Source organism: Arthrobacter sp. TJ-236 (assembly GCF_058269235.1).
In genome coordinates, this window is record NZ_JBZCNI010000006.1 from 23829 (window position 1) to 37741 (window position 13913).

14 protein-coding genes and 1 pseudogene are annotated in these 13913 nt (G+C 68.6%); 6 read left to right on the forward strand and 9 right to left on the reverse strand.

From position 1 onward, the window contains the following. Positions 1–102: 102 nt before the first annotated feature. Positions 103–666: an NADPH-dependent FMN reductase gene (locus AC4D16_RS15950; protein WP_490951110.1), complete on the reverse strand. Its 564-nt coding sequence runs from the start codon at positions 664–666 to the stop codon at positions 103–105. Positions 667–936: 270 nt separating this feature from the next. Between AC4D16_RS15950 and AC4D16_RS15955 the strand changes: the two genes are divergently transcribed. Further along, positions 937–1740, forward strand: a complete 804-nt coding sequence (locus AC4D16_RS15955) for a GAF and ANTAR domain-containing protein (protein WP_490951109.1) — start codon at positions 937–939, stop codon at positions 1738–1740. Between the two features lie 16 nt (positions 1741–1756). Here the strand turns inward: AC4D16_RS15955 and ald are convergent, their stop codons facing one another. Continuing rightward, entirely contained in the window at positions 1757–2869 is a 1113-nt protein-coding gene (ald, locus tag AC4D16_RS15960; protein ID WP_490951108.1) for an alanine dehydrogenase, read from the reverse strand. Positions 2870–3110: 241 nt separating this feature from the next. On the opposite strand from ald, the gene AC4D16_RS15965 reads away from it, so the two are divergent. Further along, positions 3111–4394: a PucR family transcriptional regulator gene (locus AC4D16_RS15965; protein ID WP_490951107.1), complete on the forward strand. Its 1284-nt coding sequence runs from the start codon at positions 3111–3113 to the stop codon at positions 4392–4394. A gap of 21 nt (positions 4395–4415) precedes the next feature. On the opposite strand, the gene AC4D16_RS15970 is transcribed toward AC4D16_RS15965, so the two are convergent. The 5 genes and pseudogenes from AC4D16_RS15970 to istA all read right to left on the reverse strand — a co-directional run bounded on the left by AC4D16_RS15970 (position 4416) and on the right by istA (position 8393). Further along, the gene (locus AC4D16_RS15970; protein WP_490955688.1) at positions 4416–4844 is read right to left on the reverse strand and encodes a helix-turn-helix domain-containing protein; all 429 of its coding nucleotides are present in this window, start codon (positions 4842–4844) and stop codon (positions 4416–4418) included. A 248-nt stretch (positions 4845–5092) separates the two neighbouring features. Beyond that, complete coding sequence (locus AC4D16_RS15975; protein ID WP_490955689.1) at positions 5093–5308, reverse strand: hypothetical protein; 216 nt, start codon at positions 5306–5308, stop codon at positions 5093–5095. Next, positions 5308–5775: a hypothetical protein gene (locus AC4D16_RS15980; protein ID WP_490955690.1), complete on the reverse strand. Its 468-nt coding sequence runs from the start codon at positions 5773–5775 to the stop codon at positions 5308–5310. The genes AC4D16_RS15975 and AC4D16_RS15980 overlap by 1 nt, the downstream gene beginning before the upstream one ends. A gap of 595 nt (positions 5776–6370) precedes the next feature. Beyond that, complete coding sequence (gene istB / locus AC4D16_RS15985; protein ID WP_490955691.1) at positions 6371–7189, reverse strand: IS21-like element helper ATPase IstB; 819 nt, start codon at positions 7187–7189, stop codon at positions 6371–6373. Further along, positions 7186–8393, reverse strand: a pseudogene (istA, locus tag AC4D16_RS15990) (IS21 family transposase). The gene istB and the pseudogene istA overlap by 4 nt, the downstream one beginning before the upstream one ends. 241 nt (positions 8394–8634) lie before the next feature. On the opposite strand from istA, the gene AC4D16_RS15995 reads away from it, so the two are divergent. Further along, positions 8635–8898, forward strand: coding sequence for a hypothetical protein (locus AC4D16_RS15995; RefSeq protein ID WP_490955692.1), 264 nt, complete (start codon positions 8635–8637; stop codon positions 8896–8898). 131 nt (positions 8899–9029) lie between these two features. Here the strand turns inward: AC4D16_RS15995 and AC4D16_RS16000 are convergent, their stop codons facing one another. Further along, complete coding sequence (locus AC4D16_RS16000) at positions 9030–9944, reverse strand: DUF8692 domain-containing protein (RefSeq protein WP_490955693.1); 915 nt, start codon at positions 9942–9944, stop codon at positions 9030–9032. 163 nt (positions 9945–10107) lie between these two features. On the opposite strand from AC4D16_RS16000, the gene AC4D16_RS16005 reads away from it, so the two are divergent. The 3 genes from AC4D16_RS16005 to AC4D16_RS16015 all read left to right on the forward strand — a co-directional run bounded on the left by AC4D16_RS16005 (position 10108) and on the right by AC4D16_RS16015 (position 12298). Beyond that, on the forward strand, positions 10108–10872 hold the full coding sequence (locus tag AC4D16_RS16005; RefSeq protein ID WP_490955694.1) for a MerR family transcriptional regulator: 765 nt from the start codon (positions 10108–10110) through the stop codon (positions 10870–10872). Positions 10873–10973: 101 nt separating this feature from the next. Then, positions 10974–11813, forward strand: coding sequence for a DUF1206 domain-containing protein (locus tag AC4D16_RS16010; protein ID WP_490955695.1), 840 nt, complete (start codon positions 10974–10976; stop codon positions 11811–11813). Next, positions 11810–12298 (forward strand): DUF2256 domain-containing protein, encoded by a 489-nt coding sequence (locus tag AC4D16_RS16015; RefSeq protein WP_490955696.1) that lies wholly within the window; start codon positions 11810–11812, stop codon positions 12296–12298. The genes AC4D16_RS16010 and AC4D16_RS16015 overlap by 4 nt, the downstream gene beginning before the upstream one ends. On the opposite strand, the gene AC4D16_RS16020 is transcribed toward AC4D16_RS16015, so the two are convergent. Then, complete coding sequence (locus tag AC4D16_RS16020) at positions 12281–13906, reverse strand: rhamnulokinase (RefSeq protein ID WP_490955697.1); 1626 nt, start codon at positions 13904–13906, stop codon at positions 12281–12283. The genes AC4D16_RS16015 and AC4D16_RS16020 overlap by 18 nt on opposite strands. Positions 13907–13913 lie beyond the last annotated feature (7 nt).

Here is a 13913-nt window from a genome sequence, read left to right on the forward strand (position 1 = left end):
CGGTATCGATCTGCGAGCCGCCGGACCCGGCTGTCAAGAACAGAGGACGCCGTCGCACCGTGCGACGGCGTCCTCTGCTGTGGGTGTGGGTTGCGTGTCGGCTCAGGCGGCCACAGAGACGGTCGCGGCGTCGGCGAGGGCCGCGAGGACGTCCGTCACCTGACCGGCGACCTCGGCGTCGTCCTTCGGGTGCGTCTCCGCGAAGCGCGTGATGGAGCTCCCGATCGACAGCTTCGCGTCCTCGAGGACGTCCGCGCCGGCCACGCCGAGTGAGCGGCGTGCCTCGTCGTGCGCCCAGACGCCGCCGTACTGCCCGAAGGCCGATCCGATGACGGCGGCGGGCTTGCCGGAGAGCGCTCCCGCACCGAAGGGGCGTGACAGCCAGTCGATGGCGTTCTTCAGGATCGCGGGCATGCTGCCGTTGTACTCGGGGGAGACGAGGAGCACGGCATCGGCGTCACCCGTGACGGCCCGCAGATCCGTGGCGGCCTGGGGCCGGTCGGCCTCGTTGTCGATGTCCTCGTTGTAGAAGGGGAGGTCGCCCAGCGCGTCGAACGTGACGACGGTGACGTCGCGCGGAGCGTGTTCCGCAGCGGCTTCGGCGAGTTGGCGGTTGATCGACCCCTCGCGCAGGCTTCCGACGAGGGTCAGGATCGTGGTGGACATGCATTCTCCCTGGGGTGTGTGGCCGTGCTTCCGGCCGTCCGTGCGGGAGCGCTGATCGAGCGCCCCTTTCCCTCAAGGGCCTCGGAGGCCGGCTTATTCCAGCCCCCGCCCCCGCCTCCTTCGTACCCCTGCGCCCTTGTTCCGGCCACGAGTGCCTGATCGGCCGGAGGGCTTCCGTGGGGGAGCAGGCTTGTACACTGTGGCCACAGTGACAGCAACAGAAGTGTCGGGCGCGCCCGGACGTTGACAATCGAGGAGGCCCGCGGCGCCATGTCCGATTCCCACCACCTGACCGACGACGACGTCGTCGGCGAACGCCACCTCCACATGGTGGCCGAGGGCGAGATGCCCTCGGCGGAGGAGAGCGCAGCACAGCTGCAGGACCTCCTCGTGAATCACCCCGACGTGCAGGCCTTCCTCCAGCAGCTCGCGGAGTTCACGGCGGGCACGCTCAGCACCCAGGGGACCACCTGGTGCGGGATCACCCTCCAGCAGTCGCGGGCGAAGCGCTTCACGGTGGGAAGCAGCGACGAGAAGGCCCGCAGCATGGACGAGGTGCAGTACGCGCACGACGACGGCCCCTGCCTCCATGCGCTGCGGGTCCACGACGAGGTGTTCATCACCGATACGCGCGGCGAGAAGCGGTGGCCGGACTTCATGCGGCAGATCTCGGAGAGCGGAGTCGGCGCGATGTTCTGCCTGCCGCTGGACCTCGAAGGTCACGCGAAGGCTGCCCTGAACCTCTACGCAGAGGATGCCTCGGTGTTCACCGAGGACTTCCGGCACGTGGCGCGCAGCTTCTCGGTCCAGGCCTCGCAGGCGCTGAAGCTCGCGGTGCGCGTGGCGCAGCACGCCGCGAAAGCCGAGGACCTCCACTCCGTGCTGCAGTCGCGCACGGAGATCGACCTCGCGGTCGGCATCATCATGGGCCAGGACCGGTGTTCGCAGAGGGAGGCGTTCGACAAGCTGCGGCGCGCGTCCAACGCACGGAACGTCAAGCTCCGGCTACTCGCGTCGGGCATGGTCGAGGGCTACAACGGCTCAGCCCCCGCAGCCCACTTCGACCCCGCCTGAGGTCACCCGCTCGGCGTCAGACGAGCGCCGTCCAGTCCTCCGCCAGCTCGAGCCCGTGCGCGTTCGACACGGACTGGTGCGTGACCTTGCCGCCGGCCACGTTCAGGCCTCGGGCCAGGGAGGCATCGGCGTCGAAGGCGCCGCGGACGCCCTTGTCCGCCAGGGCGACGGCGTAGCGCAGGGTCACATTGGTGAGCGCATAGGTCGAGGTGTTCGGGACGGCGCCCGGCATGTTGCCCACGCAGTAGAAGAGGGAACCGTGCACCATGAAGGTGGGGTCCTCATGCGTGGTGACGTGGGAGTCCTCGAAGCAGCCGCCCTGATCCACCGCGATGTCCACGAGCACACTGCCGGGCTTCATGCGCGCCACGAGGTCACTGGTGACGAGCTTCGGCGCCCGTGCGCCGGGGATCAGCACCGAGCCGATCACGAGGTCCGCCTCGAGCACGGAGGTCTCGATCTCCAGCGCGTTCGACGCGATCGTCTTGACGCGGCCCGCGTAGAGAGCGTCGAGGTCGCGGAGGCGTGCGATGTCGATGTCGAGGATGGTCACCTCCGCACCCGTGCCCACCGCCATCGCCGTCGCGTTGGTCCCCGCGACGCCGGCGCCGAGCACCACCACCTTCGCGGGTCGCACGCCGGCCACGCCGCCGAGCAGCAGGCCGGGGCCACCGGCTGGGGCGGTCATGACCTGCGCTCCCACCTGGACGGACAGGCGCCCGGCCACCTCGGACATCGGGGCGAGCAGCGGGAGTGTACGGCCGTCCTGCACGGTCTCGTAGGCGATGGCGGTGACCCCGGCGTCGAGCAGGGCGCGGGTGAGCTCCGGCTCGGCCGCGAGGTGCAGGTAGGTGAACAGGACCAGGCCCGGACGGAAGCGGTGGTACTCGGAGGCCACGGGCTCCTTGACCTTCAGCACCATGTCGGCGCGGCCCCAGACGTCGTCGGCGGCCTCCACCAGCTCGGCACCGGCGGCCTCGTACTCGGCATCCGAGATGTTCGACCCCACCCCGGCTCCGCGTTCCACGAGGACCTCGTGGCCACGGGTGCGGAACTCGTGCACACCGGAGGCGGTGATGGCCACGCGGTACTCATTGTTCTTCACTTCTCGGGGGACGCCGATGATCATGGGTTCTCCAGTGCGATCGGGGCGGATGGGTCAGCACAAGGATAGGGAGCGACGAAGCGCGGTCCGCGGGCCCGTGGAGGGCTTGCACTGCGCCGCGCAGGGTAGTGATCACGCGCCGACGGCGGCGTGCCGGGGATCTGTGCACGTGTGACGGCGGACACGGCCACTTCGGGGTCGACAGATGTCGAGGCGCAGGGCGGCAGATGTCGTCTGTCGGACGTGCGGCCACTACTGTGGGGGCGTGCAGAACCAGGCTGTGGAGGACCTCGTCGAGTCGATCGCGGTGACGCTGGGTCGCGGTCTCTCGCTCGAGGACCCGGACGGCGTCCTCCTCGCGTACAGCAGCCACCAGTCCACCGCCGACCGCGTCCGCGTCAACTTCCTGCTGAGCAAGAAGGTGCCCGAGGACGTCAGCGAATGGCAGCTCCGGCACGGGATCGCCCACGCCGTCCGGCCCGTCGTCGTCCCGGCCAATCACGAGCTCGGCATGTTGGGGCGGGTCTGCGTGCCGCTCCTCGCCCGCGGGTTCCGCGTCGGCTACCTCTGGGTGCAGCACCACGCGCAGGAGGACCCGGCGTCCACCATCCTCGAGGCCCTCGCCGCCGTCCGCCCGACGGTCGACCGCCTCGCCGAACTCCTCCTCGAGACGGACGCGGCGTCGTCGGAGCGGCGGTCGCAGCGGGAGGCCGCCTTCCTCGCTGCCTGCCGCGGCTCGGCCGCCGCCGTCGAGGAACTGCGGGGGTGGCGGGAACTCGGCGGGCGCGGACCGTGGCGGCTCGCCGTGGTGCACGAACTGCTGCCCTCCGACCGGGGCGCGGGCGGCGACGGCGAGCAGGGCGGCGGGGGAAAGGGCGCCGGCGGTGCTCAGCCGATGGTCGGGGACCCCCACGAGGGCGTCCTGCTGCAGCGGACCCTCGCGCTGCAGGCGACGGTGGGCGTTGCGTCCGTGCTGTTCAGTGCCGCTGCCCCGACCTCGACCGTCCTCGTGTGTGCGCCGGACGCCGGGAGGCCCGCGCTGGAGCAGGTGCTGAGCCGCTTCCGGAGCGAGGTGGGCAAGCGTGCAGGCCGGGAGGCAGGGCGCGTGATCCTCGGCCTCAGCGACCCCCTCCCGGACCCACGGGACCTCGCGGACGGCCTCGCCCAGGCCCAGCAGGCGGTGCAGGCAGCCGCCGTCGACCCTGCCCTCGGAGACGTGGTGGCCTACGCGGAGATCGGGGTGTACCAGTTCCTCGGCGCGCTCGGCTGGCAGGTGCCGGGCCGGGGCAGCGTGCGCTTCGCTGACCTGGAGGACGCCGACCGCGCGCACGAGCTGCTGCCCGTGCTGGAGCTGCTCTACGACAAGAACGGCTCGGTCCAGGACGTCGCGGCCCAGCTCCACCTGCACCGCAGCAGCGTCTACAACCGGCTGGCCCGGATCCGCGGGCTGATCGGCGTCGACCCCCTCGCGGGGGCGGTGCGGCTGGACCTGCACCTGGCACTCAAGGCACGACGGTGGCGCATGCGGCCCCGGTTCGAGCAGTCCTAGGGGTTCCGTGAAGCGTGCCGGTCAGCCGGCCGCTGTCGCGTCGCTCTCCCGGGCGGCGTCGATCACGGGCCCGCGCTCGGCGGTGCGCCGCAGCTGACCGCGCAACCACTCCTCGACATCGGACCTCCGGAGCCTGCGGTGCGAGCCCCGATATTCGACCGGGAGCGTGCCGGCGTCCGTGAGCTTGCGCAGGTAGCTGTGCGAGATACCGGCGAGCTCGGCGGCCTGTGAGGTGGTGAGGAGTTCGGCGACGGAGGTCACCTGCACGGCGTCGCCGTCGGACAGCCGTGCGAGGAGATCGACGACGGCGGCCTGCGCGTCCGTGGTGAGACGGTGCGCTGTGCCGTCCACGAACACGGTGACGTCCGCGCTCCCGCCCAGGGCGCGGCGCAACGGTGCGCACTCCTCGGGTGGCAGCGCCGCGGTGGATCTCGGAGCCCTGGCCGTCATGGGGACATCATCCCACTACCTCGCCAGGGTGAGCCCTGCGGTCACGGCGAAAACGCCTGTGAGTGTGTCAACTTCATCCAGGACCACTTGGACGGCTTGATTCAGGACCACAAGGTGATTTCCGAGGCTGCCGAATTCTGTCGGTCAACGGCGAAGAGCTGGTGCTGGATGGAATATCCCTGCACCAGCCCTTTGCCGATGACATTCGGTGTTTAAGCCGCGCGACTGCGATGGCTCTAACGTTCGCGTTACGCGCCGTTGGTCGTGAAGAGGGTGTTTGACACCGCTGCAACGGCGCACCGGGTATTCACCGTAGCGTCGTCGCTTGCCGTCAGTCCGTAGGACCGCCCAGTTGCGTTGTTCACGCGATCCATTTCGGCTAGATCGGCTGTGTTGCTTTGGTTGGTGATCTCGTGCTGGTTGCTGATCAGTGCTGCAGCTCGTTCGCCGATGTGCCGGGTCATCAGCCCATTCCAGTAGCAGTGACGATATGCGTCTCCTCGACCCCCAGCTGACTTTGCCCGCTAGGGTACGTTGCCAATGAGGCGCTGGTCGCGGTTGCCGCGTCATCGGCTGCGACGTTGCAGGATGCGATGTCGGCAGCGACCACACAAGCGGCCCGTTCAAGCACGCCCCAGAAGTCGGAGAAATCACCCTCCGCGCGAAGTGTGACTTCTGGTGGCTGTGAGGTCAGGATCTTTTCCTCCAGCTCAGGAAGCAGCTCCCCTGATTCGTTTTTCATCAGCGGGAATACAGCTTGCTTCTCGTCTGCGGTCAATTCGTCGAGAGCGACCAGCGGATCTGGTGCGGCGAGGATCACCGCAAGGTTGGAAGCTGGGTCGCTGGTTGTTGTCGCGAAGCCCGGACCGGCCATACCCATAGCCGTGAAGGCAGTTGCTAGTGCAATTGCTGCGCCAGTATAGCGTTTCATGGTTCCCCCTTGTGTTGGTTGGCTTACCCTTTTACGGTTTCACAACGGCTTCGGACTTCACGAGGATTTTCGTCGTCGCTCTTGATAGGCAGAATCGTCTTGGATAGTGAATGCAAGAGTGTGTTCAGGAGGTACTTTGAACTCGGCTGATACCGTTCGACTATGGTTGGGCCGGAAGTGGGGTTCGCTCCCGTTCCATAGCGGCTGCACGGCCAAGGAAAGCCAGCAGCCCGCCGACGATGATGGTGGCTCCCAGGCTCAGAGTGGGCCAGAGGTAGTAGCCGATTGCGAATCGACCGTCGTCACTGACCGGGTCCGTAGGGTCACTAAGCGCACTTTGCGCGGCAAATAGAAGACACCAGCCGATGACCGCGGCCCCAACCGCCCAGGTGTATTTTCGCCAGCTCAGTAGTGAGGATTGTCGTTTCATAAGTAGAAGTCCTGCTACGAAGATTCCAATGGGTAGACCTAGGAAACCGATGGTCAGGCAAGCAAGAAGCAACGTGTCCATATGACCAGCGTAAGCGGGAGGGTGTTCTGGGCCCATCGTCCTATGATCACCAAATCATCACCGCCCTGGCGTTAATGGGTCGATCTAGCTGTTGCTCCGGCTGGCGAGGGTGTGTGCGAGGCGGTAGGAGTCGGTGCCGGTTTCGATGATGGCTCCGTTGAACGTGAGTCGGTCGACGATCGCGGCGCAGAGACGTGGGTCTGTGAAGGTTTTCGTCCACCCCGAGAAGGACTCGTTGGACGCAATCGCGATCGAGTTCTTCTCCTCCCGTTCGGTGAGGACCTGGAAGAGCAGTTCGGCGCCGCGGCGGTCGAGTTCCATATAGCCGAGCTCGTCGATCATGAGCAGGTCGACCCTGCCGTACCGGGCAATGGTCTTGGCGAGCACCTTCTCGTCAGCGGCTTCTACTAGTTCGTTCACGAGCCTGGTGGCGAGTGTGTATTTCACCCGGTAGCCCTTCTCAGCGGCCGCAGTACCCAAGCCGATGAGCAGATGCGATTTCCCGGTCCCGGAATCCCCGATCAGACACAAAGGCTGTCCTTTGCGGATCCAGTCCCCGGTCGCCAGCGTGTGGATCGTCGCGGCGTTGATGTTCGGGTTCGCCTCGAAGTCGAAGTCCCCGAGCCACTTGTCCCGCGGAAAGCTCGCCGCTTTCACCCGCCGGCTCGAGGACCGGGGGTCCCGGTCGTCGCACTCGGCCAGCAGCAACTCGGCAAGGAACCCCTGGTAGGACAGCTGCTCCTTCCCGGCGACAGTCAGGGCTTCGTCGAGGACCGCACGGATAGTCGGAAGGCGTAGCCGGCGGCATGCCTGGTCCACGGCCGCGACAGCAGCCTGCTCCGTCAGACCACGGCGCCGGCGCAGCGTCGGGGTCACCGTGGTGGTCGAGGTGGTAGGGCTCATGAGATGTTCTCCTTCGACATGCTGACGGACGCGCTGACAGAGGTGTCCGCGGGCGGGTCTGCTGGGGAGCGTTTGGCGAGCAGCTCGTCATACGAGCTGACGGACGGGATCGGGCGGCTGTCGGGTGGAAGGCCTGCAATGACAGCGGCTGGGTCCATGAGCCGGCGCTGGGTGAGACTGACAACTCGTTGCTCGCGCTGATCAGTGTGAGCACCACGATGGCCGTCGGAATGACGGTCCGAACTGGACCCACCCATGGATGCCAGGTCCTTCGCGGTCCGGTCCTGGTCGCTGGTCAGGTGTTCGGTTGCGTGTCGGCGTGCTTCGACCGCGACGACGTCGGCGCTGACCGCCCCCACCGTGAGGGCGGCGCGGATGCCGGCCTGGATGTCATTGGGGTGCATGAACCGGTGCAGGAGCAAGACATCGATGAGTTCTCGGGTCCCATCGGCATCACCGTTGACCCGCCGGGACGCCGCCCAGAACGCTTTATGGGCGTTGGTGAATGAACCAGCCTCCCGTGCCCTGGCTAAAGGAGTGGAACCGGGGAACGCTCCAGCCCGAATACCACCGACGTCACCGCAGCAGTGAGGTTGTCGTACCGAATATGTCTGGTCGGGACACCACCCAAGGCGGTGAACGCGTCGATGTGTCCCTCGAGGAACGCTTCCTGCGCCTGCGTCGGATACACCCGGTGGACGGCTTTCCCGGAGTGGGAGAGCCGGTAGACGAACATGTGGCACTTCGTCTTCACCCCGTCGAGGACGACCCAGACCTCACCGAAGTCGACCTCGGCTTCCGCGCCTGGTGCGTGTTCCTGCGGGACGAACACCTCGACCCTGCGGCCGGCCTCAACATCGATCTCCGCACGACGTACCCGGACGTAGTCCCGAACCGTGGAATACGACAACTCCTCAGCCCCGTGTTCCTCGATCAGTCGGGCAAGAATCCTACGAGCGGTATGGCGTTGCTTCCGGGGTGCTGTGATGTCCTCGACGAGCATCGTGTCGATCGCAGGCTTGAAGCCATCCAAGCGGGGCGCGCTCCGTACCGGAATCTTCCGGGCCGGTGGGACTGGACTCGCGAGGGCCTGACGGACCGTGTCTCTGCCGACCTGATACCGCTTGGCCAATTCCCGGATCGAAGCACCCTCAACTCGGGCATCTCTACGAATGCTGGCAAACAACTCCATACGCAACCTCATCCGAACCTCCACCAGCTCGTCCCATCACATGAGAACAAGAGTGGAGGTGGTCCTGAATCAAACCGTCACAGGGAACCGGCGAGTCGCAGGTGGTCCTGACTCAGGCCGTCCTAGTGGTCCTGAATGAGGCTGTCACAGTCACGCCTGCTTCCACTGGGAGAAGCAGGCGTCTATATTCGAAGTATCAGTCCCCTTACTACTTGCATCCAGCGTTGAATGCAAGACGGAAACGGTGAATCTCATGACAATGATCGATCACACCGGAAGCCTGCAGACCAGCAGGTCCTCCACCACCGACGAGCTCGCGGGAGAGGCACCCACCTGCCCCCGCTGCCACACCGACGACTACCTCATCTACGAGGAATTCGTGCCGGCGCGGCAGGCCGATCACACCTCCAGACTGCTGCCGGCCAGCGTCAGCTACGCCTGCTCGGAGTGCGGCACGTTCAATGCCCACGCCGTACCGGCATCGTGGCGCCCGCCGCAGTGGTTCTGGTACAACTGACGCGCTCGGCGTAGCGGGACACCTTTCGCTGCGCCGCCGCTGGTCCGTGACAGGTGCGCGCGAGCGGCCTGCGCGTCCCGAGAGTGCCCACGGCAGCCCCGCGACGGGCGTCCGGCGCCGATGTCCCCCGGTCAGGCGTCGGGCGTGGTTGAGGATTGGGCCGCTGTGGACGACGCCGCTGTGGCCGACGCCGGCACAGCCGGTCCGCCCGCTGCCCGGCCCTCGTGGGTTCCACTCGCCGCGCGCCGCGACCCTGCGGCTTCCTCGTCGGCGGTCGCTCGCTCCTCCGAGGCGCGTGAGGCCCGCCTGAGCGCCGCAACGCGGTAGGCGATGCCGCCGTCGACCGGTCGGTACTCAAGGATGTGGAGCAGCGAGGCGAGGCAGAGTGCGAGCCCCGTCATCTCGAGCGTCTCCTCGATCAGGGTGAGCACGAAGAACGACGGCGCCGCGCCGCCGTTGACGAGTGCCATGCCGGAGAGCGATTCCGCACCGACGGACCCGCCGACGAACACGGCGCCGGAAACGATCAGGCCGAGCATCACCGAGCGGGGCAGGGAGAGCACCAGCCGCAGCAGCACGGCGCACGGGACGGCGGCGATGAGCACACCCGGGATGACCCACGTGAAGCCGAGCTGCACGGGGAGGTAGGGCGCCAGCTGGTTGCCGATCACGTCCAGCCGCTCGTGCAGCTCGAGGGTCTCGTCGAGCGAGAGGAACACCGCCACGAAGGAGAAGAAGCCCCAGGAGAACCGGAAGCGCGTGGCCCGGCGGGCGCAGTAGCCGGTGAGCACGCCTATCAGGATCCACAGGCCGGCGCTGAACCAGGTGGGTACGTTGATCTCGCGGCCCACGTCGAAGAAGTAGAACCAGAAGTGGATGTCGGCGTAGGTCTCCGGCGTGGACCGGGCGATCGCCCGCCACAGCAGGTAGCTCGTCAGGGCGAGCACGGCCACGGGGATCAACAGCACGAGGAAGGTCCGGATCAGACGCAGGCGTCGCCAGGCGTCGTCCGCCACGGACGTGCCATCCCCTTCGACCTGCATCATCCAGCCTCTCCGGCAGCCTCAACGGGCCGACCTCGGGAGCCTAGTCGCCGTTCATGAGACAGGGATGAGAGCAGCGGGCCGGCGGGGTTGACCTTGCCGCTGCGTCAACTCCTACCGTTGACCACACAGAGCACGTCGGATCATCCGGACCGAGGGAGGCGGCATGGAACACCCGATCTCCGCCGTGGCCCGCGTCAGCGGGCTCACGAGCCGCACGTTGCGCCACTACGACGACGTGGGGCTGCTCCCGCCGTCGCGCGTGGGTCCCAACGGCTACCGCTACTACGACGGCGCGGCACTGGTGCGCCTGCAGCGCATCCTCCTGCTCCGCGAACTGGGGCTCCCGCTGCCGGCGATCAGGGAACTGCTCGCCGACACGGCGGCTGGGACGCCGGCGGCGATGCTCCGGAAACACCTCGACCACCTGCGCGGTGAGCAGCTTCGGCTCGACCGGCAGATCACAGCTGTGCTCACCACCGTGCGGGCACTCGACGAAGGAGAAGAACCCATGCCCGAGACCATGTTCGACGGATTCGACCACACGCGACACCGCGAGGAGGCGGAGCAGCGGTGGGGTCAGGACGCGTACGCACAGGGCGACGCGTGGTGGCGCGGCCTCGGCGAGGACGGCAGGGCCGGGTTCTCCCGTGAGAGCCGCGACCTCGGAGCGGCATGGACGGACGCCGCTGCCCGTGGTGTCAGCCCCGAGAGCGAGGAGGCGGCCGGCCTCGCGGCGCGGCACGTCGCGTGGCTGTCGGGCGTCCCGGGCGTACCGGGCGACGACGACGGCGCACTGTCAGCGGAGTACGTCCGCGGACTGGGCGACATGTACGTCGCCGATCCCCGGTTCGCCGCGAACTACGGCGGGCAGGGCGGCGCGGAACTCGTGAGGGAGGCGCTCGACGCGCTCGTGGCCACACGTCCCTGATCCGGCGTCGGGCAGATCACCAGGTAGGCGTCGGTGATGCTCCCTATGCTGGGAAGCGGTGCGCGAACAAGCGCACTGCAGCGCGACGCGGAGGAACACGGATGACGCACGGCGGAGCCCATCGGCGGAGCCTGCCTGCGCGCGCCGCCGACGTCGTGGAGCAGGCCTCGGACCTCCGGGCTCTCGACGTGGCCGCGCGCCTCGGGTTCGGAGCGCTCGCCGTCGTCCACATCCTCATCGGCATCATCGCCCTGCGCATCGCCTTCGGCGGAGACGGGGAGGCGGAACCCACCGGCGCACTCGAGGAGGTCGCGGGAGGCCTGCTGGGGACGCCGACGCTCTGGATCTGCGCCGTCGGCTGCGCAGGCCTCGCCCTCTGGCAGCTCAGCGAGGCCACCCTGCGCGCACGGCACCTGCCCATGCGCGAGCGCCTCGGCAAACACATCTCCTCCGGCGCCCTCGTGATCATCTACGGCTCGATGGCGGGGACCTTCGCGCGCTTCGCGCTCGGCGAGGATCCGGACTCGTCCGAGTCGACGGTGGACTTCACGCGGTCACTCCTCGAGACCGGCGCCGGGGTACTGCTGGTGTTCGTGACCGCCGGGGTGATCCTCGGGATCGGAGTGCACTTCGTCATCAAGGGCGCCCGGCGGAACTTCAGGCCTGAACTGCGCAGGTTCGAGGACACGGCCCACGGGCAGGTCATCGAGGTGCTCGGCGTGGTGGGTCACGTGGCGAAGGGTGTTGCGCTGCTGCTGGTCGGAGGCCTCTTCGTCATCGCGGGGCTGGACAGGAATCCCCAGGAGTCCACCGGGTTGGACGGCAGCCTGAAGGCGCTGCAGGCCCACCCCCTGGGCGCATACGTTCTCACGGCGATCGCCGTCGGCCTGATCTGCTACGGGATCTTCGCGGTCATCCGAGCCGTCTTCGGGCGCATGTGAGCAGGAACGGCAGGAACCGGACGCAGGGCAGGGCGGCAGCGGTCACGCCCGAGCCGAAGCACTGCAGGTCCTGCGGGCGTGTCATCGAGTGGCGGAAGAAGTGGGAACGGTCCTGGGACTCCGTGGCCTACTGCAGCGACGCCTGCCGGGTGCGGAAGGTCTCGGCCACGGACACGGCGCTGGAGGAGTGGCTCCTGGAGCGCCTCGCGGCGGGTGCCTGGAACGCGGTGGTCGATCCCGCCGCTGCCGCAACGGTTCTCCCGGTGGGCGGTGCATCGCCCGGAAGCGGCGCCGACCATCGGAGGGGTGACGGATCATCCGCGGGGGTCGCCCCTCCGGCGAACGACTCGGCTGAGCTGCGGGAGGCGGCCCGGCGCGCAGCACGGCGACTCGTGAACCGAGGCCTGGCCGAGATGGTGCAGCACGGGGCCGTGGTGGACCCGTCCACGGCGAAGGGCCCCGTGGGCCTACGCAGACCGCGCTGACGAGAGCGGCAGGGAAGGTTTCGCACCGGCATCCGACGACGGCTCGTACCGCACGGTCGTCGCAGCCTGCCGGGCCGCGACGCGGAGCGCAGCGAGACCACCCTCGGTGGGTAGGCGCCCGGCGGTGCGGGCCTGCACCAGGACGTTGCCGAGCGCTGTCGCCTCGACAGGCCCGGCCACCACGGGGAGCCCGGTGCGGTCGGCCGTGAGCTGGCAGAGCAACGCGTTCTGCGACCCGCCCCCCACCACGTGCACGACGTCGATGCGCCGACCCGAGAGCCTCGCGGCGTCGTCGAGCGTGCGGGCGTAGGCCTCGGCGAGGCTGTCGACGATGCAGCGCACGACCACGGCCCGGGCCTGCACCGCAGCGGTGCCGGCGCCGCCCGTGATCCCGCCGTCGTTGCCCCCGCCGTTGGTGATCCCCCCGCTGGTGCCGGCGCCGCCCGTGATTCCGGCAGCCCGACGGATGCGACCCGGCATGCCCCCGGGTGCCAGGAAGTCCGTGCTGTCGGCGTCGATGGTGGGGCCTCCGGCCGGAAGGCGCGCAGCCCGCTCCAGCAGGTCCGCGAGCACGGGTTCGGGGCCCTCGGCGGCCCACTCGCGGAGGCACTCCTGCAGCAGCCACAACCCGCCCGTGTTGCGCAGGTAGCGGACGGTGCCGTCCACGCCCCGCTCGTTCGTGAAGTTCGCGGCGCGGCTCGCGGAGGTGAGGATCGGCGCGTCGAGTTCCACGCCCACGAGGGACCACGTGCCGGAGGAGATGTACGCGAAGTGCGCCGACTCAGCAGGTACCGCGGCAACGGCGGACGCCGTGTCATGGGACCCGACCGCGACGACCGGCGTCCCCGCGGGGAGACCCGTGGCCGCGACGACCGCCTGCAGCAGGCGGCCGATGACCTGACCGGGCTCCACCAGTGGCGGGAAGAGACCGGGTTCCAGGCCGAGGGCGGCGAAGAGGTCCTCCGCCCAGGCACCGGAGTGGGCGTCGAGCAGGCCCGTGGTGGAGGCGTTCGTCGTCTCGGTGCGGCGCTCGCCGGTGAGCCGGTACGCGAGCAGGTCCGGGATCAGCAGTGCCTGCACGCCTGCCAGGAACGGCTCGGCGGCCAGCTGGTACACCGTGTTGAAGGGGAGGAACTGCAGGCCCGTCCGGGCGTAGAGGTGCTCGGGCGGTACGGCGGTGTGCACGGTGTCCACCGTTCCGCCGGTGCGGGCGTCGCGGTAGCTGAACGGCAGGTGGCGGAGCGTCCCGGCGTCGTCCACCAGCCCGTAGTCCACCGCCCAGGTGTCGATTCCGATGCTGACCACCGTGTGGCCGTTGCGGTGCGCCACCTCGGCGGCCGCCCGCAGACCGACGATCACCTCCGCCACCAGGGCGTCGAGGTCCCACCGCAGGCCGCCATCGAGGTACCGCGCGCCGTTGGGGAACCGGTGGACGGTCTCCAGCTGCGGCCCCGCGACGGTCAGGCGGCCGAGGATGACCCGCCCGGAGGACGCACCGATGTCCACGGCGGCGAAGCTCTGGTGGAAACCGCCCGCATCGGCGGCACCGTGCCCCTGCAGGTCCGGCGGTGTCCGTGCTCGCCCACCCGGGGTCTCGTCCGCGTCCATGCGTCGT

Excerpts from the sequence above, each read along its gene's own strand:
- istB (WP_490955691.1), bottom strand. The coding sequence starts at position 7,189 with ATGAGCCCTACCACCTCGACCACCACGGTGACCCCGACGCTGCGCCGG.
- AC4D16_RS16010 (WP_490955695.1), top strand. The coding sequence starts at position 10,974 with ATGACGCACGGCGGAGCCCATCGGCGGAGCCTGCCTGCGCGCGCCGCC.
- AC4D16_RS16005 (WP_490955694.1), top strand. The coding sequence starts at position 10,108 with ATGGAACACCCGATCTCCGCCGTGGCCCGCGTCAGCGGGCTCACGAGC.
- AC4D16_RS16020 (WP_490955697.1), bottom strand. The coding sequence starts at position 13,906 with ATGGACGCGGACGAGACCCCGGGTGGGCGAGCACGGACACCGCCGGAC.
- AC4D16_RS15995 (WP_490955692.1), top strand. The coding sequence starts at position 8,635 with ATGACAATGATCGATCACACCGGAAGCCTGCAGACCAGCAGGTCCTCC.
- AC4D16_RS15955 (WP_490951109.1), top strand. The coding sequence starts at position 937 with ATGTCCGATTCCCACCACCTGACCGACGACGACGTCGTCGGCGAACGC.
- AC4D16_RS15975 (WP_490955689.1), bottom strand. The coding sequence starts at position 5,308 with ATGACCCGGCACATCGGCGAACGAGCTGCAGCACTGATCAGCAACCAG.
- ald (WP_490951108.1), bottom strand. The coding sequence starts at position 2,869 with ATGATCATCGGCGTCCCCCGAGAAGTGAAGAACAATGAGTACCGCGTG.
- AC4D16_RS15970 (WP_490955688.1), bottom strand. The coding sequence starts at position 4,844 with ATGACGGCCAGGGCTCCGAGATCCACCGCGGCGCTGCCACCCGAGGAG.
- AC4D16_RS15950 (WP_490951110.1), bottom strand. The coding sequence starts at position 666 with ATGTCCACCACGATCCTGACCCTCGTCGGAAGCCTGCGCGAGGGGTCG.
- AC4D16_RS15980 (WP_490955690.1), bottom strand. The coding sequence starts at position 5,775 with ATGAAACGCTATACTGGCGCAGCAATTGCACTAGCAACTGCCTTCACG.
- AC4D16_RS16000 (WP_490955693.1), bottom strand. The coding sequence starts at position 9,944 with ATGATGCAGGTCGAAGGGGATGGCACGTCCGTGGCGGACGACGCCTGG.